Origin of the sequence: Paraburkholderia dinghuensis, assembly GCF_003837865.1 — a bacterium.
GTDB classification, from domain to species: Bacteria; Pseudomonadota; Gammaproteobacteria; order Burkholderiales; family Burkholderiaceae; genus Paraburkholderia; species Paraburkholderia dinghuensis.
Genome location: NZ_RQIS01000008.1, coordinates 61,778 through 81,960, shown reverse-complemented (window position 1 = coordinate 81,960; position 20,183 = coordinate 61,778). Strand labels below are relative to the sequence as shown.

Annotated in this window: 20 protein-coding genes; 7 read left to right on the top strand and 13 right to left on the bottom strand. The window is 66.1% G+C overall.

Annotation, left to right across the window (positions count from 1 at the left end; translation table 11 throughout):
- Positions 1-10 precede the first annotated feature (10 nt).
- The 4 genes from flgJ (at position 11) to flgL (ending at position 5,844) form a co-directional block, all read left to right on the top strand.
- A complete protein-coding gene (flgJ, locus tag D1Y85_RS12625; protein WP_124151402.1) occupies positions 11-1,030 on the top strand; it encodes a flagellar assembly peptidoglycan hydrolase FlgJ in 1,020 nt (339 codons plus the stop codon).
- Between the two features lie 259 nt (positions 1,031-1,289).
- Positions 1,290-2,048 carry a flagellar brake protein gene (locus D1Y85_RS12620; protein WP_124151401.1) on the top strand — a complete coding sequence of 253 codons (759 nt, stop codon included), beginning with the start codon at positions 1,290-1,292 and terminating at the stop codon, positions 2,046-2,048.
- 257 nt (positions 2,049-2,305) lie between these two features.
- Positions 2,306-4,324: a flagellar hook-associated protein FlgK gene (gene flgK, locus D1Y85_RS12615; RefSeq protein ID WP_124151400.1), complete on the top strand. Its 2,019-nt coding sequence runs from the start codon at positions 2,306-2,308 to the stop codon at positions 4,322-4,324.
- A gap of 11 nt (positions 4,325-4,335) precedes the next feature.
- Positions 4,336-5,844 carry a flagellar hook-associated protein FlgL gene (gene flgL / locus D1Y85_RS12610; RefSeq protein WP_124151399.1) on the top strand — a complete coding sequence of 503 codons (1,509 nt, stop codon included), beginning with the start codon at positions 4,336-4,338 and terminating at the stop codon, positions 5,842-5,844.
- A gap of 120 nt (positions 5,845-5,964) precedes the next feature.
- Here flgL and fliR read toward each other — a convergent pair whose 3' ends face one another.
- From fliR to fliF, 13 genes are all read right to left on the bottom strand, one after another.
- On the bottom strand, positions 5,965-6,756 hold the full coding sequence (gene fliR / locus D1Y85_RS12605; protein ID WP_124151398.1) for a flagellar biosynthetic protein FliR: 792 nt from the start codon (positions 6,754-6,756) through the stop codon (positions 5,965-5,967).
- Between the two features lie 40 nt (positions 6,757-6,796).
- Positions 6,797-7,066, bottom strand: coding sequence for a flagellar biosynthesis protein FliQ (gene fliQ / locus D1Y85_RS12600; RefSeq protein ID WP_124151397.1), 270 nt, complete (start codon positions 7,064-7,066; stop codon positions 6,797-6,799).
- Positions 7,067-7,078: 12 nt separating this feature from the next.
- Positions 7,079-7,894: a flagellar type III secretion system pore protein FliP gene (gene fliP / locus D1Y85_RS12595; RefSeq protein ID WP_124151396.1), complete on the bottom strand. Its 816-nt coding sequence runs from the start codon at positions 7,892-7,894 to the stop codon at positions 7,079-7,081.
- Positions 7,895-8,518 carry a flagellar biosynthetic protein FliO gene (gene fliO, locus D1Y85_RS12590; protein ID WP_425466927.1) on the bottom strand — a complete coding sequence of 208 codons (624 nt, stop codon included), beginning with the start codon at positions 8,516-8,518 and terminating at the stop codon, positions 7,895-7,897. It lies immediately after the preceding gene.
- Positions 8,515-8,997 (bottom strand): flagellar motor switch protein FliN, encoded by a 483-nt coding sequence (gene fliN, locus D1Y85_RS12585; RefSeq protein WP_124151395.1) that lies wholly within the window; start codon positions 8,995-8,997, stop codon positions 8,515-8,517. Before fliN ends, fliO begins: the two co-directional genes overlap by 4 nt.
- A complete protein-coding gene (gene fliM / locus D1Y85_RS12580; protein WP_124151550.1) occupies positions 8,990-9,988 on the bottom strand; it encodes a flagellar motor switch protein FliM in 999 nt (332 codons plus the stop codon). Before fliM ends, fliN begins: the two co-directional genes overlap by 8 nt.
- Positions 9,989-10,085: 97 nt before the next feature.
- Entirely contained in the window at positions 10,086-10,598 is a 513-nt protein-coding gene (gene fliL, locus D1Y85_RS12575) for a flagellar basal body-associated protein FliL (RefSeq protein WP_124151394.1), read from the bottom strand.
- 346 nt (positions 10,599-10,944) lie between these two features.
- Entirely contained in the window at positions 10,945-12,507 is a 1,563-nt protein-coding gene (locus tag D1Y85_RS12570; protein WP_124151393.1) for a flagellar hook-length control protein FliK, read from the bottom strand.
- 34 nt (positions 12,508-12,541) lie between these two features.
- Positions 12,542-12,994 (bottom strand): flagellar export protein FliJ, encoded by a 453-nt coding sequence (gene fliJ / locus D1Y85_RS12565; protein WP_124151392.1) that lies wholly within the window; start codon positions 12,992-12,994, stop codon positions 12,542-12,544.
- Positions 12,991-15,078: a flagellar protein export ATPase FliI gene (gene fliI / locus D1Y85_RS12560; protein ID WP_342773470.1), complete on the bottom strand. Its 2,088-nt coding sequence runs from the start codon at positions 15,076-15,078 to the stop codon at positions 12,991-12,993. Before fliI ends, fliJ begins: the two co-directional genes overlap by 4 nt.
- The gene (gene fliH / locus D1Y85_RS12555) at positions 15,072-15,761 is read right to left on the bottom strand and encodes a flagellar assembly protein FliH (RefSeq protein ID WP_124151391.1); all 690 of its coding nucleotides are present in this window, start codon (positions 15,759-15,761) and stop codon (positions 15,072-15,074) included. Before fliH ends, fliI begins: the two co-directional genes overlap by 7 nt.
- A complete protein-coding gene (gene fliG, locus D1Y85_RS12550; RefSeq protein WP_124151390.1) occupies positions 15,754-16,749 on the bottom strand; it encodes a flagellar motor switch protein FliG in 996 nt (331 codons plus the stop codon). Before fliG ends, fliH begins: the two co-directional genes overlap by 8 nt.
- On the bottom strand, positions 16,739-18,523 hold the full coding sequence (gene fliF, locus D1Y85_RS12545; protein ID WP_124151389.1) for a flagellar basal-body MS-ring/collar protein FliF: 1,785 nt from the start codon (positions 18,521-18,523) through the stop codon (positions 16,739-16,741). The genes fliG and fliF overlap by 11 nt, the downstream gene beginning before the upstream one ends.
- A 342-nt stretch (positions 18,524-18,865) precedes the next feature.
- Between fliF and fliE the strand changes: the two genes are divergently transcribed.
- From fliE to D1Y85_RS12530, 3 genes are all read left to right on the top strand, one after another.
- Positions 18,866-19,201 (top strand): flagellar hook-basal body complex protein FliE, encoded by a 336-nt coding sequence (gene fliE, locus D1Y85_RS12540; protein WP_124151388.1) that lies wholly within the window; start codon positions 18,866-18,868, stop codon positions 19,199-19,201.
- 153 nt (positions 19,202-19,354) lie between these two features.
- The gene (fliS, locus tag D1Y85_RS12535) at positions 19,355-19,801 is read left to right on the top strand and encodes a flagellar export chaperone FliS (RefSeq protein WP_124151387.1); all 447 of its coding nucleotides are present in this window, start codon (positions 19,355-19,357) and stop codon (positions 19,799-19,801) included.
- A complete protein-coding gene (locus tag D1Y85_RS12530; RefSeq protein ID WP_124151386.1) occupies positions 19,798-20,130 on the top strand; it encodes a flagellar protein FliT in 333 nt (110 codons plus the stop codon). Before fliS ends, D1Y85_RS12530 begins: the two co-directional genes overlap by 4 nt.
- Positions 20,131-20,183: the final 53 nt, after the last annotated feature.

The window sequence follows — 20,183 nt, the reverse complement described above, 5'->3', positions numbered from 1 at the left end:
GGACTGTACGATGAGCAACCCGATGGACAACTCGAAGATCGGCAACAGCCTCGACATCACAAACCGCTTCGCGCTCGACGTCCAGGGCTTCGACGCGATGCGTGCTGCTGCAAATGCATCGCCGCAGCAGGGCGTGAAGATGGCGGCCAAGCAGTTCGACGCGGTGTTCACGCAGATGATGCTCAAGAGCATGCGCGACGCGACGCCCAACGATGGCCCGCTCGACTCGCACGACGGCGACCAGTTCCAGTCGATGCTCGACCAGCAGCTTTCGCAGCAGATGTCGAACAAGGGCATCGGCCTCGCGAACGCGATGCTCAAGCAGCTCATGCGCAGCATGGGCGGCGAGGCAGCACAAGGCGCCGATGGTACCCCGGGCGCCCAGGGCACGGGCGGCATCGCCAACGCGCTGTCGGGCCTTGCGGGCTCGGGCGCGAGCGGCAACGCCGGCAACCAGGCGATGCTGAGCGCGCTCAGCCGCGCCTATGGCAATGCATCCGCGAACGGCACGCTGACGAACGGCAAGGGCTATGGCGCGAACGGCGCGCTCATGCCTGCACTGCGCGACAACGGTGACGCCGATGCACAGGCGTTCGTCGACAAACTCGCGAACTCCGCGCAACAGACGAGCGCGAGCACGGGCATCCCGGCGCGCTTCATCATCGGTCAGGCCGCGCTCGAATCGGGTTGGGGCAAGCGCGAGATCCGCAAGGCGGACGGTTCGTCCAGCCACAACGTCTTCGGCATCAAGGCATCGAAGGACTGGAAGGGCAAGACCGTCTCGACGGTCACGACCGAATACGTGAACGGCGAGCCGCGTCACGTCGTGGAGAAGTTCCGCGCCTACGATTCGTATGAGGACGCGATGACCGACTACGCGAACCTGCTCAAGAGCAACCCGCGTTACGCGATGGTCATCAACGGCTCGCACAGCGCCGAAGGATTCGCGCAGGGCATGCAGCGGGCGGGCTATGCCACCGATCCGCACTACGCGAAGAAGCTCATGACGATCATGCAGCGCATGACCTGAGAACGGCACGCGCAACACGGCCGTTCGCGACTGAACCGCCACATCCGCTACATCCACAACATCCGTGTCATCGCCCGCAGAACAGCGGCGGGCGGTGCTCGCCCGGAATATTTTTACGGCGCGCCCCTAAACTTTCCCGCTGGTCTGCCGCTAATGCAGACGAGATGGATAAGTACTAGGGGCGGCGTGTGCCGCCCGGACGGCGCGCGTTATGTCCGTCTCACGCGCGCCGGCACGTCCACGAAATACCGGCAGGCCGATGAATACCGTTCAGACGAATCAACAGGAGCAGGCGGAAGACGGGGAAGATACCCCCGAATTCGCTCGACGCAATCCGCTCGAGGTGGGTGTGCAATTGCGCAACCTCGTCAACCGCGGCGACTTCCTGACGCTCCAGCACCGCAGCGGACAGCTCGTCACCCGCATCCTCGCCGTGAATACGCGCGAGCATACGTTCGTGTTCGACTGGGGCGCGCTCCCCGAGCAGAACGAGCGCGTGCTCGAAAGCCCGGAGTGCCACTTCCTTGCGTCGCCGGACGGCGTGCGCGTGGAGTTCAGCACGAGCACCCCGCGTCGCACCGACTTCGAAGGGCGCCCCGCGTTTGTCGCGTCGTTCCCCGATGTGCTCTATTACGTGCAGCGCCGCGAGTATTTTCGCGTCGACACGCCCGTGGTCGATCCGTGCCGCTGCCGCGGTACGCTGCCCGACGGCTCGCCGTTCGCGTTCGACGTGCACGACGTTTCGCTCGGCGGCCTCGGCTTGCGCACGACCGACCCGCGTGCGGGCGCGCTCCCCGCAGGTGCGGTGCTGGAGGACGTCGAAGTCGATCTGCGCACTTACGGCAAGCTGCGCGTCGATCTCGCGCTGGCCGCGGTGCGCTTCATCGATCTGCCCAACGGCGAGCGCCGCTATCACCTCGGCATGCGTTTCGTGTCGTTGCCCGGCTCGACCGAAAACAGCCTGCAGCGCTATATCACGCAGGTCGAAATGAAGCGTCGCGCGCTGGCGCGCGCATAACACCGCCAAGCGCTGGCGCGCGCCTGACACCACCAGGCGCTCGCGCGCGCCTGCGCCGTGCAGCAGGGCGGGGCGATGTGTCGCGCCCTGCCTCATCCTGCTTCGCACTGCCCCGCGCGTGCGGCGCAGCGCGACACCCTCCCCGCCAAACGTTTTCCACTTAACCAGATACTCAATTTTCGCGACGTTCTGCCGTTATACGGGGGAGTGCACCCACGCGGCCGCCATGGGCGGAGGGACGTTTACGAGGATCACGCATGACCACGAATATTTTCTCGATCGGTTTGAGCGGTTTGCAGGCAGCCAATCTCGGCATCGCAACGTCGAGCGAGAACATCAGCAACTCGACGACTGCGGGTTATACCGTCGAATCGCCCGTTTACGCCGAGACGAACGGGCAAAACATGGGCTCGGGCTATCTGGGCAACGGCGTCAGCACGACGACGATCCAGCGTGCCTACAGCCAGTATCTGACGACGCAGCTCAATAACGCGACGTCCACGAACAGCTCGCTGACCGCTTCGCAAACCCTCGCGCAGCAGCTCGCGAATCTCGTCGGCAGCCCGACGTCGGGTATCGCCACGTCGATCTCGGGGTTCTTCTCGGGACTGCAGAATGTCGCGAATGCGCCGGCCGACACCGCCACGCGCCAGACCGCGCTCTCCGATGCACAAACGCTCGCCGACCAGCTCAATTCCGCCGGCCAGCAGTACGATTCAATGCGTACGAGCGTGAACACGCAGATCACCGAAGCGGTCACGCAGATCAACAGCTACTCGAAGCAGATCGCGCAACTGAACGCGCAGATCACGGCCGCAAGTTCGTCGGGCCAACAGCCGCTCCAACTGGAGGACCAGCGCGACCAGACGGTGGCGAACCTCTCGAAACTGGTCGGTGTGCAGGTCGTGCAGAACAGTGGCGGCTACAGCCTGTTCCTCGGCAACGGCCAGCCGCTCGTGGTCAGCACCCAGAGCTACAACCTCACGACCGCGCCGTCGAACACCAATCCGGCCGACCTGACCGTCGAGTGGGCCGGCCTCCCCGGCACGACGGCAGCGCCCCAGCAACTCGGCTCGGGCGCGATTCAGGGCGGTACGCTGGGCGGTCTCACCTCGTTCCTGACGCAGACGCTCGATCCGGCCGAAGCGCAGCTCGGTGCGATCGCGACGAGCTTCGCGGCACAGGTCAACGGCCAGAACGCACTGGGCATCAACCTCGCGGGCGCGGCCGGCACCGCGCTCTTCAACGTGAATTCGGCGCTCGTCACGGGCTACGCGAACAACACCGGCAACGCGGCGTTGTCGGTGACGCTGACCAACCCGACGACGCCGACCACGGACAACTACGCGCTCTCGTATAACGGCGGCACGTACACGCTGACCGACGTAACGACGAGCACGGTCGTCGGCACGACGACGACTGCGCCGAGCGCGGGCACGCCGTTCGTGGCGGGCGGTCTCTCGATCACGGCGACGTCGGGCGCGATGAACAGCGGCGACACGTACTCGATCGAACCGACGATGGGCGCGCTCAACGGCTTCTCCGTCGCAACGACCAACCCGGCGGACATCGCAGCGGCGTCGCCGGTGCTCGTGTCGGCCAGCACGTCGAACGCGGGCACGGCCACCGTCACGCAGGGCACGGTCACGTCCGGCTATGCGGTCCCGGCCACGCCGCTCACGCTCACCTATACCGCGCCTGCTACGGGCACCGTCGGCACGCTCTCGGGCTTCCCGGCCAACGCCATCGTCACGGTCACCGTGCCGGGCCAGCTACCGGTCCAGACGACGATGTCGGCCGGTCCGCCGGCGGTCACCAGCGTGAACTACGATTCGAGCACCGGCGCGACGATCAGCGTTACCGGTCCGACCACCACCGGCCTGACCAACGTCAGCTTCACGATGAGCGGCGCGCCGGCGAACAACGACACGTTCACGATCGCGGCGAACACCAGCGGCTCGCAGGACGGCCGCAATGCGCTCGCGATCTCGAACCTCACGTCGAGCACGGTGCTCAACGGCACGACCACGCTGACCAGCGCCTACGCGAACTACGTGAACTCGATCGGCAACACGGCGACGCTGCTTCAGGCGTCGAGCACGTCGCAGCAGTCGCTCGTCACGCAGCTCACGTCGCAGCAGCAATCGGTCCAGGGCGTGAACCTGGACGAAGAAGCGGCGAAACTGATGCAGTACCAGCAGCTTTATCAGGCCAACAGCAAGGTGATCCAGACCGCGGCCTCGCTGTTCCAGACCCTGATCGGCATTTTTCAGTGAGGCGCTGACCCATGCGTATCGCAACTTCCGAGCTTTATTCCTCCAGCGTCGCGACGATGGAGAACCAGCAGTCCCAGATGCTCCAGCTCGAACAGCAAGTCTCGTCGGGCGTGGCGATCTCGAACCCCGCCGACGATCCTCTTGGGGCGGCGCAGGCCGTCACGCTGTCGGCCACGAGCGCGACGCTCACGCAGTACTCGTCGAACCAGACCTCGGCGCTCTCGTCGCTCCAGACCGAGGACACCACGCTCACGAGCGTCACGACGACGATGCAGAGCATCAACTCGCTGATTCAGCAAGCGATGGGCGGGACGCTGAACGACACCGACCGCGCAGCCCTCTCCAAGGAGCTGTCGGGCTACCGCAACGAACTGATGTCGCTCGCCAACACGACCGACGGCCAGGGCAATTCGATTTTCTCGGGCTTCCAGAACACCACTCAGGTGTTCACGAACAACCCCGGCGGCGGCGTCACGTACAACGGCGACGCGGGCCAGCGCACGGTCCAGGTGACGGGCACGCGCAATATTCCGGTCAGCGACACGGGCGCGTCGGTGTTCATGAGCGTGCAGTCGCTCGGCTCGCAGCCCGTGCCGGCCGGCAATCCGGCCAACACCGGCAATGGCACGATCGGCGGCGTCACGATCACGAACCAGTCGGCGGCCACGAACAACGACAGCTACTCGATTTCGTTCACGGCGGGTCCCGCCAGTCCGGCGAACACCGGTAGCGGCGCGCTGGGCGCGGTATCGGTGACGAACACGACGGCGTCCACGAACAACGACAACTACACGATTTCGTTCTCGAATGTCGCTGGCGTCCTGAACTACACGGTCACGGACACTTCGGACCCGTCCGTGGCGGCGGTGACCGCCCCCTATACCAGCGGCGCGGCGATTGCGCTCGGTTCCGGTTTGAGCACGTCGATCTCGGGCACGCCCAACGCCGGTGATTCGTTCAGCGCGTCGCAGGCCGGCGGCTCCATGTACGCAACCGTCACGGATACTTCGGCGAACCCGCCTGTCGCGCCTGTGAGCACTGTCTATACCGACGGCGCGAATATTTCGCTCGGCACCGGTATGAACGTGGCGATCTCGGACGCGCCGGCAGCAGGCGATTCGTTCACGGTGACGCCGGCGACGAACTCGGGGAACACCGACGTGTTCGCCACGCTCGACAGCATGATCGCGGCGCTGAACAACCCGGCGCAGGACAACGCCACGGCCACGGCGACGATGCAGAACGCGCTGTCGACGGGACTCGCCCAGATGAGCAACTCGCTGGACAACGTGGTCACGATCCATGCGTCGGTGGGTGGACGCGAGCAGGAACTGCAGGCGGTGCAGACCGTGACGTCGACGAACGCGCTGCAGGTGACGACGAACCTCCAGACCCTCACGAGCGTCGACCTGACGAAGGCGATCAGCCAGTACACGCAGGTTCAGAGTTCGCTTTCGGCCTCGCAGAAGGTGTTTGCGCAGACCCAGTCGCTGTCGCTGTTCCAGTACTTCAATCCCTGATCTCTTCAGGGGCGCGGCGCGCGGCATGCGCGCTGCGCTGTCTGCTGTGCGCGGGCGTTTCAGTTTCAGATTCCCGCGCACACTTCCCGCCTTGTTTCCCTTCCCCGCGCTCGACCCGGCTTAGCCCGGTGGCCGCAGCGCTTCCGCCACGCGGCCCATTTCCTCGATCCCGCTATCGAACAGCCGCGCGAAAAACGGAATCATGTTCGGCACCATCAGCATCGAGAGCAGCAGACCGGCGAGCACCGTGACCGCGAAGCCGACCTGGAAAATACCGATCTGCGGTGCCGCGCGATTCAGGATGCCGAGCGAGAGGTTGGTGATGAGCAGCGCGACGACCACCGGCAGCGCGAGCAGCATGCCCGAGGAGAAGATCACCGATCCCCACTCGGCCAGCATGCGCCAGCCCGGCGCCGCGAGCACATTGGCGGAAATGGGCACCGACTGGAACGTCGCGACGAGCGCCGCAATCATCTGCAGATGCCCGTCGAAGACGAGGAACGCGAGCATCGCGAACATGTTGAGCACGCTCGAGATTGCCGACTGGTTGCTTGCGGCCATCGTATCGAAGAAGGTGGCGAAGCCGAGGCCCATGCCGAGCCCCATGAGTTCGCCCGCGGTGCTCACGATCGCGAACACCAGCTGCATGACGAAACCGAGCGCAATGCCGATCAGAAACTGGTTCGCGAGGATCCAGACGCCCTCGGCCGAAAACACCGTGGCCTGCGGCATGGCGCCGAGCGTGGGCGCGACGATCAGCGTGGTGAACCCAGCGAGGCCGATCTTCACGCGCGTCGGCAGCGAGCGGTGGCCGAGGATGGGCGCGGCCGCGATGAGCGCGAGAATGCGCGTGAACGGCCACAGAAATGCGGTGAGCCAGCCGTTCAGCTGGGCGTAGGTGACCGTGAACATCGCAGTGGGGAACGCGGACGCGGGCGGCGGCGCGCGCCGCCTAGCCCGCGATCTGCGGAATGCTCGTGAACATGCGGTGCATGTAGTCGAGCAGCGTCGTGAGCATCCACGGGCCCGCGATCACGAGCGTAACGGCGATCGCAATGAGCTTCGGGATGAACGAGAGCGTGGATTCGTTGATCTGCGTGGCCGCCTGGAAGAGGCTGACCGCGAGACCGACGGTAAGCGACACGAGCAGAAGCGGTGCCGCGAGCAAGAGCGCGACGACCATCGCCTCGTGGGCGAGCGTCATGACCGATTCGGGCGTCACAGGCGTCTCTCCTTAGACAAAGCTCTGCGCGAGCGAGCCGAGCAAGAGTTGCCAGCCGTCGACGAGCACGAACAGCATCAGCTTGAACGGCAATGAGATCGTCATGGGCGACACCATCATCATACCCATCGACATCAGCACGCTCGCCACGACCATGTCGATGATGACGAACGGAATGAAGATTGTGAAGCCGATCTGGAAGCCGGTTTTCAGCTCGCTCGTGATGAACGACGGCACGAGCAGCGTGAGCGGCACGTCCTCGGGACCTTGCATCGGCGCGGCGTGCGAAATGCGCGCAAAGAGCGCGAGATCCGATTCGCGCGTCTGGCGCAGCATGAAAGTCTTGAACGGCGCGACGCCGCGCGAGACCGCGTCCTCCATCGGCAGCGTGCCGGCGGCGAAGGGCTTGTAGCCGTCGTTGTACGCCTTGTCGAGCGTGGGCGACATCACGAACAGCGTGAGAAAGAGCGCAAGACCGACGAGCACCTGGTTCGGCGGCGAAGTCGTCGCGCCGATCGCCTGGCGCAGCAGCGACAACACGATGATGATGCGCGTGAAGCTCGTCATCATCAGCACCATCGCCGGCAAGAACGACAGCATCGTGAGCAGCAGCATCGTCTGCACGCTCAGCGTGTAGGTCGTGCTGCCACCCGCGCCGGGGCTTGCTGTGAAGGCGGGCAGGCCCGCGGACTGCGCGTGCGCCAGATGCGGCACCGCGAGCGCGAACGCGGCGGCGCCGAAGGTCAGGGCGAGGGGCAGGGCCGATTTCGCCAGTGACGGGATTCGGGCGCGCCCTGCTGAGGTGGAACTGCGGGAACTGCTCTGCATTTACTGCGCTCCGCCGGCGTGACGCCTGAAACGTTTACCGGCTTCGTCTTTCAGCGCGTCACGGAAGCGTCGTCCGAAGCTGCCCTGCAGGGCGGGGCCGGGGGTGCCGCTGGTCTGGGCCGTATCGGGGACGGTGCCGGCGGGCATGGTGTGCAAGAGCCGCACGTTGCCGGGCGCCGCGCCGAGCACGAGCCAGGTATCGCCGATCTCGACCACGGCCACGCGCTCCTTGCCGCCGAGCGACGCGCCGCCGATCGTCTTCACGAGCGCGTTGCGCGGCCCGCCTTGCAGGCCGAGCCGGCGCGCGAGCCACGCGCAGCCGAACACCAGCCCGATCACGATCGCGAGACCGAACACGGTTTGCATGACGGCGCCGAAACCGAGCGCCGGAACGGCACTGCCCGCGCCAAGCGCAGTCGCGCCCGGGGCGGACGCGCCGGAAGCCGCGAGAGCGGCCTGATTGATCGCGTTGAGATCGGCTGCGCGAGCGGCGAGCGGCGTCGCGGCGAAGATCGCGAGGGTCGCGAAAAGCGAAACGATCGCAGCCGACGACGCGAATGCCTTCGCCGGTTCCATCACCGGCGCAACCCTGCGAGCCGCGCCGCGACCATCCTGCACATTCATCGGTTGAGCTTCCGGATCCGCTCGGCTGGCGTAATGATGTCGGTGAGGCGGATACCGAACTTGTCGTTGACCACCACGACTTCGCCCTGGGCGATGAGGCAGCCGTTCACGAGCACGTCCATCGGCTCGCCCGCCATGCCGTCGAGTTCCACCACCGAGCCCTGTGCGAGCTGCAGCAGGTTGCGGATCGCGATCTTGGTGCGGCCGAGTTCGACGGTCATCTGGACAGGAATGTCCAGGATCAGGTCGATGTCGTTGCGCGTGGTGGTCGGCGTCACCTTCGAGAGCGGCTGGAACACGCCCGCAGTCGCGGCCGGCTCCGCCGTCAATTCGTTGCCGTTCTGCTCGGCGAGCGCAGCTGCCCAGTCGTCGAGCGACTCTTCCTCACCGGGCTGTGCAGCCTCGGCGGCCTGCGCGGCGGCTTCGGCGCCTGGCTCCAGCACCGGCTCGTCGCCGGGCGTACCGTTCACGTCACTCATCTCCACTTTCCTTCATCGTGTCGGCTGCGCTGATCATCTGCTGGACCCGCAACGCGTATTGACCATTGAAAATTCCGTAGCCGCATTCCATCACCGGCACGCCGTCCACCTTGGCGACGATGTGCTCGGGAATGTTGAGCGGCAGCACGTCGCCCTTTCTCATGTCCAGGATCTTCTCGAACGTGACCGGGACCTGCGCGAGATCGGCGACGAGTTCGACCTCGGCGGCCTGCACCTGCTGCGAGAGCACGCGCACCCAGCGGCGGTCCACGTCGAGCACGTCGCCCTGGATCGGCGAGGCGAGCACGTCGCGCATCGGCTCGATCATCGAGTACGGCATGCAGATATGCAGCGTGCCGCCCGTCGGACCGAACTCGATCGAGAACTGCGTGACGATCACAATCTCGTTAGGCGTGGCAACGTTTGCGAATTGCGTGTGCATTTCGGAGCGCACGTATTCGAAATTCAGCGGCCGCACGCTTTTCCATGCGGTCGTGTAGTGCTCGAACACGAGATTGAGCAGCTTCCCGATGATGCGCTGCTCGGTCTGCGTGAAGTCACGCCCTTCGACGCGCGTATGGAAGCGCCCGTCGCCGCCGAACAGGTTGTCGACCACGAAGAACACGAGGTTCGGGTCGAACACGAACAGCGACGTGCCGCGCAGCGGCTTGACCTGAACGAGGTTCAGGTTCGTCGGGATCGGCAGGTTGCGGGTGAACTCGCTGTACTTCTGCACGCGCACCGGACCCACCGAAATCTCGGCGGTGCGGCGCATGAAATTGAAAATGCCGACGCGCATCAGGCGCGCGAAACGCTCGTTGATGATTTCGAGGCCGGGCATCCGGCCGCGAACGATACGTTCCTGCGTCGCGATGTTGTAGGGCCTGACGCCCTTGCTGTCGGCCTGGTTCGAGTCGCTGTCGACTTCACCGGTCACGCCCTTGAGGAGGGCATCGACCTCCTCCTGGGACATGAACTCGCTGTGGCCCATGCTCATGATGCGTGGCTCTCCCCGAAGTGGACGCGGCACACGCGCGAGTGTCGCGGCGTGCGTGGCTTACAGGCGCGTTGGGTCATCGGGTTGACGCTCACTGCACGACGAATTCGGTGAACAGCACGTCGTCGACGCGCAAGGGCACGCCGCGCGGTTCGGTTGGCTGGCCAATCAGCACTTCGAGCTCCGTGGCGAGCGCGCGCTTGCCGTCGAGCGTGGACAGATCGGCCGGATGCTTGTTCGAAAGCGCGAGCAGCACGCGGCTGCGGATCTCTGGCGTGTGTTCCTGCAGCATGTCCTGCGTTGCCTGGTTCGGGAGCTTCAGCGTGAGGCCGATACGCAGGTAGTGCGTTTCGCCGTCGTCGGCCTGCAGGTTCACCGTCATCGGCTCGAGCGCGAAATAGACGGGCACGGGCGATGGCGCGGCCATCGCAGCGGCAGCACCGGGGGCGGCCGGCGCGCTGGCCGTGCGGCCTTGCATGAAGAACCACATGCCGCCGGCGGCAGCGCCCGCGGCCAGGATTGCGATCGCGACGATTACAAGGAGCCGCTTCGTCTGGCCGGATTTGTCGCTATTGGGTTGCTGGTTTGCAGTCGTGGTCGCCATGTCGGTTGTTAGCCTGCTGTGCGTGCATAGGGGCCGTTAATGCCGGTAGCTTGCATTGTTCTGGCTTTTGCCTTGCAGCGATGTGAGGAATAGAAGGGGGATTTCCGGCTATCTCGTGCTTTTGTTGCGCAGCAAGGGAAAGCTTTCGGTAAGGCGTCGTGCGGCTTCGCTGGCGCGCGCAGCGCTCCGGCCTTTCGTTCCGGGGCGCGTGGGCGTGCGCGAGGCTGCGCGGCGGCGTCGATACACGAAGCGGGGCGCGTGGCGGGCCGCTTCGTGCATCGTGTTTCGTGCGCCGTATTTGTGCGCCGTTTGCGTCGTCTGCGTCGTGTGTCGTGCGGTTTGCCGCTCAGGCAAACGTGTCGATCAGACCGACGCTGCGTTGGGTTGCGCCAGCGGTGGTGGCGACGATGGCGGTATCGTCCGCCGCATCGCTATCCGTGTTGCCGCTCGTCGTGCGCGAACCGCTGTTGCGCGCTTCCTGCTGCGTTTGCTGGTTCATCTGCCGCGCGAAGCCGTCGCTCACGCTGGCGCTGCCGAGGCCGATGCCGTTCTGCTCCATCGCTTCGCGCAGCTTCGGCAGCGCCGCCTCGACGGCCTCACGCACCTGCTGGTGCTGCGAGACGAAGAGGGCGTGCGCGTGGTTCTCGGCGACCTGGAGCACGACCTGGAGCGGGCCGAGGTCTTTCGGGTTCAGCGTGAGTTCGGCCGTCGACTGATGCGCGTTCGAGAGGAACACGACCTTCTGGCTCAGCGCGTCTTCCCAGTCGGGCGTGCCGATCTGCTGCGAAATCGCCGTTGCGTTTGCCCCCGCCGATGCTGCTGCGGCCGGCGCCTGCGCCACCGCCTGAGCCTGTGCGGCTGCCGCGGATGCGGCTTGCGTCGCCGCGAGTGCGTCCACGTTGTTCTGGCTTGCGGTGCCCGCGGCCGTCTGCGCCGACGCCTGTTGCGCGGCGGCTGCGGCCGCGGCGCTGTCGCCCGTGTTCGTGGTTGTGCCGTTGTTTGCGGTGATGCTCGACGTCGCCGTCTTGTCGCTGGCGTCGGCTGCGCCCTTGCCCGTGGTGTGGGTGGCGAAGTGCGCGGCGAAGCTGCTCACCTTGCCCGACTCGGAAGCGGCACGTGCCGTCGCGGCGTTGGACGTGGTCCCCACCTGGCCCGTGGACGCCACCTGTGCGGGCAACGCGGACGCACCCCCGCGTGCCGCGGCAAGCGCCGCCTGCAGCGCCTCGGCTGCTGACTTCGGGTCGCTCGATGTGCTGCCATCCGTTGCGTTCTGGCCGGACGAACCGGCCGTCGCAGTCGCACTCGTCGCTGCGGCGGAGGCAGTCGCTGCGAGGCTCGCCAGCGCGGCGTCGGCGCTTGTCTGGGCGCTGGAGGTCGCGTCGGTCGTGGTCGTTGCGGCCTGGCTCTGGGCCTGCATCTGCGCCTGAACCTGTGCCTGAAGGGCCGCGGCAGCGGCCTGCACGCCCGCGGCGTCGGTCTGGGTCTGATCGGCGTTCGACGCGCTGTTCTGATGGCGGACGCCGTTCGATGCGTGCTGCGCGCCTTGCGAGCCGGACGCCGATCCCGACGACTGCGTCGTTCCGCTCGACGTGCTGGCCGTATGCTGGGTCGCGTTTGCGTGTGTGCCTGCGGCTGCGTTGGCGCTGGTGTGAGCCGAGGCGCTCGACTGCGCGGACGCCGCCGATTGAGACGATTGAGACGATTGAGCCGATTGCGACGTCTGCGTTTGCTGGCTCGTCTGCGCGGGCTGGGCCGAGGGCGACTGCGCGTTGATGTTCTGCTGCAGCGTCTGCGCAAAGCTCACGCCGGACGTGTTGTCCTGGCTCGTGGATGTCGCTGGCGTCGATGCGCCGGACGAGGTGTCCCCGATGGCGTCGAGCAACGAACTGAGTGAGGAAAGTAACGACATGCTGTCAGTCCCGAATACGGTGCGGTTATTGGTCTTATAGGTGCTGCGGTGCGCGCATGCGCAGGATGCGCGCGGCGTGCTCGTCGGCGTCGCGTTGTTCGCGGCGCGCCTCTTTGCGAGCGGCCACTTCGTCCTGACGCGATTGCAGCACTTCAAACGAGCCGAGTTTCTGCTTGCAGCGCTGCCACTCGGGCTTCGCGGCTTCGACGCGCGCGGTAGCCTGTTCGAGCAGGCGCCGCTGCTGTTCAATCGCCGAATCCAGCGTGTCGATGAACGCCTGGAAGTTACGCACGCTGCCGGCGGCCATGCCCTGGCGTGCCGAGTCGGTGAAGCGCGTGTGGTACTCATCGCGATACGTGATGAGCGCGTCCAGCTGCGTTTCGACGTCGTTGCGCTCGCGCTGCACGCGCCCGAGTCGCTGTGCGGCGGCGTCGACGTCGTCCTGCGCGAGTCCGATCAGGGTTTGCAGCGGGGAGGGATGCGTCATTTCCTGGCTCCTTGGCCATTACCTTGTGCAGGCTGGCCAATCAGAACACCGAGTGCGTCGAGGCTTGCCTTGTAGTTCGCGGTCTCGCGAAAACCTTGCTGCAGGAACGTCTCGATGCGCGGATACAGCGTGATCGCGCGGTCGAGCAGCGCATCGCGTCCGCTCACATAGGCCCCGACGTTGATGAGGTCGCGGTTGCGCTGGTAGCGCGAGAGCATTTGCTTGAGCTGTCGCGTGAGATTCAGGTGACGGTCGTCGATCAGCGCCGTCATCGCGCGGCTGATCGAGGCTTCGATATCGATGGCCGGATAGTGGCCCGCTTCGGCCAGCGCGCGTGACAGCACGATGTGACCGTCGAGAATCGCGCGTGCCGAGTCGGCGATCGGGTCCTGCTGGTCGTCGCCTTCGGTGAGCACGGTGTAGAACGCCGTGATCGAGCCGCCGCCTTCGGGGCCGTTGCCGGTGCGCTCGACGAGTGCGGGCAGCTTCGCGAACACCGACGGCGGATAACCCTTCGTCGCGGGCGGTTCGCCGATCGCGAGCGCGATCTCGCGCTGTGCCATCGCGTAACGCGTGAGCGAGTCCATCAGCAGGAGGACGTGCTTGCCCTGGTCGCGGAAATATTCGGCGAGCGTCGTCGCGTAGGCGGCGCCCTGCATGCGCAACACCGGCGAGACGTCGGCGGGCGCGGCCACCACGACCGAGCGTGCGAGGCCGTCAACGCCCAGGATCTGCTCGATGAACTCCTTCACTTCGCGGCCCCGCTCGCCGATCAGGCCGATCACGATGACTTCGGCGCTCGTCGCGCGCGCCATCGTGCCGAGCAGCACCGACTTGCCGACGCCCGAGCCCGCGAAGAGGCCCATGCGCTGGCCGCGTCCGACCGTGAGCAGCGAGTTGATCGCGCGCACGCCGACGTCGAGCACATGGCTGATCGGCTCGCGATGCAGCGGGTTGACCGAGGCCGCGGTGAGGGGCGCGTCGAGATCGGTCGCGAGTGCGCCGCGACCGTCGAGCGGCTTGCCCGAGGCGTCGACCACGCGGCCGAGCATGCCCCAGCCCACGGGCAGGCGCTTCGCACCGGCCATCGGATCGGCGATCGGCGCCGATTCGAGCGGCCACACGCGCGCGCCGGGCAACAGGCCGGCGACTTCGGTCGTCGGCATCAGGAACATCTTGTCGCCGCCGAAGCCCACGACCTCGGCTTCGGCCATCGGCAGGTGGCTGCCCGGCGGCAACTCGATCATCACTTCGGCGCCCACCGAAAGACGCAGGCCCACCGCTTCGAGCACGAGACCCGCCGCCCGCGTGAGACGGCCGCACTTGCGCAGCGGCAGCGCGAGTTCGTTTTGTTCGCGCACGCCTTGCAGGAACGTGTTCCAGCTTTGCAGGTGGGGGTTCGCCGGATCGTAGTGTGACGGTGGGGTGTAGGGCGGGAAGGGTGAGGCTTCGCTGGCGCTGGCGGACGTGGTGTCGGCGTCGTCTTGCGCGGCTGGCTGTTCGGCAGAAGCGGGCGGTGCTTCATGTTCGGCCGAGGCGACTTGTGCTTCGTATTCGGAGAACTGCTCGGCCAGGGTGGCTAGCGCTTCGTGCTTGGGTAACTGCGCGGTCGATGCGATCGGCGGTTCAGCGTCGGAAGCGTCCGTAGTTGAAGCGATTAGCGCTTCATCGTCGGAAGTTTCGTCGGTCGACGCGACCTGGGCTTCATCGTCGGAAGCGTCCGCGGTTGAAGCGATCAGCGCTTCATCGTCGGAAGCTTCGTCGGTTGAAGCGATCACCGCTTCATCGTCGAAAGCTTCTGCGGTCGAAGCGACCCGGGCTTCATCGTCGAAAGCGTCCGCGACTGAAGCGATCACCGCTTCATCGTCGGAAGCTTCTGCGGCCGAAGCAACCTGCGTTTCATCGTCGGAAGCGCCCGCAATGGAAGCGATCACCACTTCATCGTCGAAAGCATCCCCGCTCGACGCGACCACAACTTCACGCTCCAGCGACTGCACGCCTGAAGCCACCGCCTCCACGGGTTCGTCATCCCACACGAGCCCAGAACTGCCCTGGGCGGCGGAGTGCGCGCCGGGACTCACCATTTCCGTATCCTGCCGAGCGCCGCCGCCACGCGTTCCCAGCGCGTGGCCACGGTCGCGTCCACCTCGCCCGTCGCGGCCTGCGCGCGGCAACCGCCGCGCTCGATTGCCGGATCGGTGCGCACGGTCCAGCCGCGCGCTTCCAGTTCAGCCTGGAGATAGGCTTCGACCACCGGCAGATCGGCCGGGCTCACCACGAGCTGCGGCGAGCCGACGAGCGCGGGCTCGCCAGCCAGCACTTCGCGCGCCGCGGCGATGAGTGCGTTCGGGTCGTGCTGGACGTGCTGGCGCACGACCTGATGCGCGATATCGAGTGCGAGCTCGACAAGCGTCTCGGCCACGCCGGCCTCCACGGTCGTCAGCGCGTCGCCGAAACGCTGCGCGATGGCCGCGAGCTGCTTCGCCTGCGCGTGCGCATCGACGAGACCCTGTTCGAAACCCTGCTTGTGACCTTGCTCGTAGCCGGCCTGGTAGCCGAGCGCCTGACCCGCGACGTGGCCGAGCGCGTGTCCCTGTGCGTGACCCTGCGTGTGCGCGTCTTCGCGCAGCCGCTGCAGTTCGGCAGCCAGCGCGGCCCGCTCGTCGGGTGTCGGCGGCGGCGGCGCGGGAGGCGGCGGGTCGAACGACGCCATCTCCCAGCGTTGGTACGCTGAGGTCGGGCGCCGGGTCGACTGCTGGTTAGACATACGCGTCTTCCGCCTTGCCGCCGATCACGATCTGGCCGCTCTCGGCCAGCGTACGCACGACCTGCAGGATGCGCCGCTGCTGCGACTCGACTTCCGAGACGCGCACCGGACCGCGCGCGTCGAGGTCTTCGGCGAGCAGTTCGGCCGCGCGCTGCGACATGTTCGAGAGGAACTTCTGGCGCAGCGCGGGCGGTGCGCCCTTGAGCGAAATGATGAGCGACTCCGACTCGATTTCCTTGAGCAGCAGCTGGATCGCGCGATCTTCGAGGTCGAGCAGGTTCTCGAACACGAACATCTGGTCGATGATCTTCTGCGCGAGTTCGGCGTCGTACTGGCGCACGTTCTCGAGCACGCCTTCCTCGAACTGGCTCGGAACGAAGTTGAGAATTTCGGCCGCCGTGCGGACACCGCCCATCGGGCTGCGCTTGAGGTTGTCGCTGCCCGAGAGCAACGCCGACAGCACGTCGTCGAGTTCGCGCAGCGCCGCGGGCTGGATGCCGTCGAGCGTCGCGATACGCAGCAGCACGTCGTTGCGAAGGCGCTCGACGAAGCACGCCAGGATTTCGGCAGCCTGATCGCGGTCGAGGTGCACGAGGATCGTCGCGATGATCTGCGGGTGCTCGTTCTTGATGAGCTCCGCCACCGAGCTCGAGTCCATCCACTTGAGCCCTTCGATGCCGCTCGTATCGCCGCCCTGGAGAATGCGGTCGATGATCGCACCGGCCTTTTCCTCGCCGAGCGCCTTGTTCAGCACGTTGCGGATGTAATCGTTGGAGTCGAGCGAAAGCGCCGTATGCTGCTCGGCCTCCTTCAGGAACTCCTGCAACACCTCTTCGATGTCTTCGCGTTTGACGTTCTTCAGCGACGCCATGGCGGCGCCGATCTTCTGCACTTCGCGCGGTCCGAGGAACTTGAAGACCTCTGCGGCCTCCTCCTCACCGAGCGACATCAGCAGGATTGCACTCTTGACGGCCCCTTCAGCGCTCATCGTTCACCCAGCTCTTGACGATTGTTGCGACAATCTTCGGCTCCTGGCGTGCGATCGTGCGCGCGTAGTCCAGGTTCCGGTCGAATTTGTGTTTATTGACTTCGAAGGATTGCAGCGCGGCTTCGTTGGCTTCCTCTTCGGTCAGCTCGGTGACTGCAGGGATGCCGTCCAGCAGGAGCGGCTCGCTGTCGTCGATGCCCGCCAGCAAGGGCGCGGCCGGCTCCGGTGGCGGGAAGGCGCGGCGTAGCGCCGGCTTCACCATCAGGAAGTACAGAGCTGCGGCGACCGCGGCGATGCCGAGCCAGATCGCGATCTGCTTGGCGAGCGCGACGATGTCGGGCTGGCGCCACCACGGCAGGTTGGCGTTCGGATCGATGTCGCCCTGGAAGGCGGCGTTCACGACGTTCACCGAGTCGCCGCGCTTCACGTCGTAGCCCATCGCGTCCTTCACGAGCTGTTCGATCTGCGCGAGTTTCTGCGCGTCGATCGGCTGCATCGTCGAGTGGCCCTTCGCGTCGACCTTCGGCTGATAGTTGACGATCACTGCCACCGACAGGCGCTTGATGTCGCCCGGCGCCTGCTGGTAGTGGCGCACGGTCTTGTCGACTTCGTAGTTGGTCGTGGTGTCGCGGTGATCGGAGATCGGCGTCGTCGTGCTCTGGCCATTCGCGGCAACGGGTGCGTTGACCGGTGCCGAGGCGGGCTGCGGCGGCTGGTTCGAGAGCGCGCCCGGCACGCCCGAGGCGCCGCCTTGCGTCAATTCCTGCGCGATGCTCTGCTGCTGGCTGCGGACGGCGGCGTTCGACGGATTGCCGTTCGGACCGTAGGCTTCCGAGGTCTGTTCGACCTTCGAGAAGTCGACGTCGGCGCTCACCTGCGATCGCGCGTTGCCGGAACCGAAGAGCGGCGCGAGGATCGCGTCGATGCGCGACTGCGTGTCGTGTTCGATCTGACGCACGTACTTGAGCTGGGTGGCGTCGAGACCGGCGCTCGACGCGTTCTGCGTGAGCAGGTTGCCGTCCTGGTCGGCCACGGTGACGTTGTGCGCGGGCAGATTGGGCACGGCCGAGGCGACCATGTGCGTAATCGCGACAACCTGGCCTTCGTCGAGCATGCGGCCCGGGTAGAGATTCACGAGCACCGACGCAGTGGGCGCCTCGTGTTCGCGCACGAAAACGGAGGGCTTCGGAATCGCCAGATGCACGCGCGCCGACTTGACGCTCGCGACCGATTCAATCGTTTGCTCGAGTTCGCCTTCCAGCGCGCGCTGATAGTTCACCTGCTCGGCGAACTGGCTGATGCCGAACTTCTGGTTGTCCATCAGCTCGAAGCCGACCGAGCCGTTCTTCGGCAGGCCCTGCGAGGCAAGCCGGAGGCGCATCTCGTTGACCTGGTCGGACGGCACGAGAATCGCGCCGCCGTTGTCGGAGAGCTTGTAGGGAACGTTTGCGGCCTGCAGGGCGGTAACGATCGCGCCGCCGTCACGGTCCGACAGGTTGCTATACAGCACCTTATAGTCGGGCGCGCGGGACCACAGCACGAGCGCGGCCACCACGGCCACCAGCACGGCGACCGCGACGATCAGCGGCGCGCGCGGGTTGCCGCGCACGCTGCGCAGTGACGACAGCGAGCTAAAGCGCTGCGCGAAGCCGCCGCCGCCGAGGTCATCCGCGGCACCCGGCTGGGCTGCGCCCGCGGCGCCTGCAGCGGCGCCGCCGGTGGCGAGGCCCACGCGGGCGTCGGGGTTGATCAAAGAGTTGGCTGACGAATCCATGCGTCGGGTTTCTCCGGGAAGCCTTAAGTGTCCTGGCGCCGGCGCCGCTCACGCGGCGGGTAGCCATCCCCGCCCTCGCGCCCATGCGCCTTCGGAACGGTTCCGGCCCGGCGCGGCGCGCGAGGCAGCAGACACTTTCACGTCTAAGGATTATGCGTGGCGGCGCGCAAGCCTATTGCGCGAATAGAGCCGGGTTTCCCCCCTAGTTTCGGCGCTCCCGGCGATGCCCCGCTGCTATGCTTCCCACCAGACTCGGCGCTCTGTCAGCGCGCCGCGTGCGGTGGGGCGGCGCACACAGGCTTCGCGCCGGCCTCCGCGTCACCTTTTTATCGTGGAGCAATCATGACTGTGCCAGTATCTCCGCTCACGTCCGCACTCGCGCAGATGCAATTGATGGCGACGCAGGCGGCCGGCGGCACGAGCGCGGCCGAGACCGCCTCGGGCGCAGCGACGGCAGGCGGATTCGCGTCGGCGCTGAAGGCATCGATCGACAAGATCAGCGATGACCAGCAGAAAGCCGTGGGCGAATCGCAGGCCTTCGAACTGGGCGCGAACAATGTGTCGCTGAACGACGTCATGGTCGACATGCAGAAGGCCAACGTCGGCTTCCAGTTCGGCCTGCAGGTGCGCAACAAGCTGGTTGCCGCGTACCAGGATCTCATGCAGATCCAGGTTTGATTGCAGGCTCAGCCGACATACCCGGTTAGCACCTGCGCCTAAAGCTTCTCCCGCATCATTCCGATAACCCGGCTATGGCCGGCGCGGCGCCCTCAGTGCGCAGCGTGCCGGATGGACTGTATTTGAAGCCGCACGTATCGAGGAGAAGCACCCATGTTTTCCCCAGCACAATCCGGAGCCAACGCGTATGCCCGCGTGGGAGTCGCCACGGGGGTCATGGCCGCGAGTCCGCACAAGCTCATCGCGATGCTGTACGAAGGCGCGCGCAAGGCGGTGGCGCAGGCTCGCATGCACCTGCAGATGGGCAATGTCGCGCCGCGCTGTGAAGCGATCGGCAAGGCGATCAATATTGTCGAAAGCGGGCTCCAGCTGTCGTTGAATCTCGAGGTGGGCGGGGAAATCGCGCAACGCCTGAACGCGCTGTACGGTTACATCACGCGCCGGCTGCTGGAAGCGAATATGGAACAGAGCGAGGCCAAGCTGGTCGAGGTCGACCGTCTGCTTGCAACGCTCGAAGAAGCCTGGTCAGGGATCGCCGAGGAGGCGGACCGGCTGACCAGAGCTCAGGGTGGGCCGGGGGGCGGCCCAATGACGAGATGAGTCCGAAAGCAGACTACTTTGCACACTATGAAGCGATCGCGGCCGTGTCGGAGCGCATGCTCTCGGCCGCGCGTGATGCGCATTGGAACGATCTGATCGATCTCGAGGGGGAATACCGACTCCTCGTCGATGCGCTCAAGGCCGCGGACATCGGCGTGCGACTCACCGCCGACGAACGCGCACGCAAATTCGAATTGATCCGCCAGATCCTCGCCGACGACGCGGCGATCCGCGATCTGGCGAGCCCGTGCATGGCGCGGCTCTCGGCGCTGTTTGTCGGCACGGCGCGGCCCGCGCGGGTCTTGCAGGAGCTGTACGGCGCGCGCTAGGCGCGCCGCGCACCATCGATATTGATACGAGGGCGGCTCTCGACGCCCCGCCG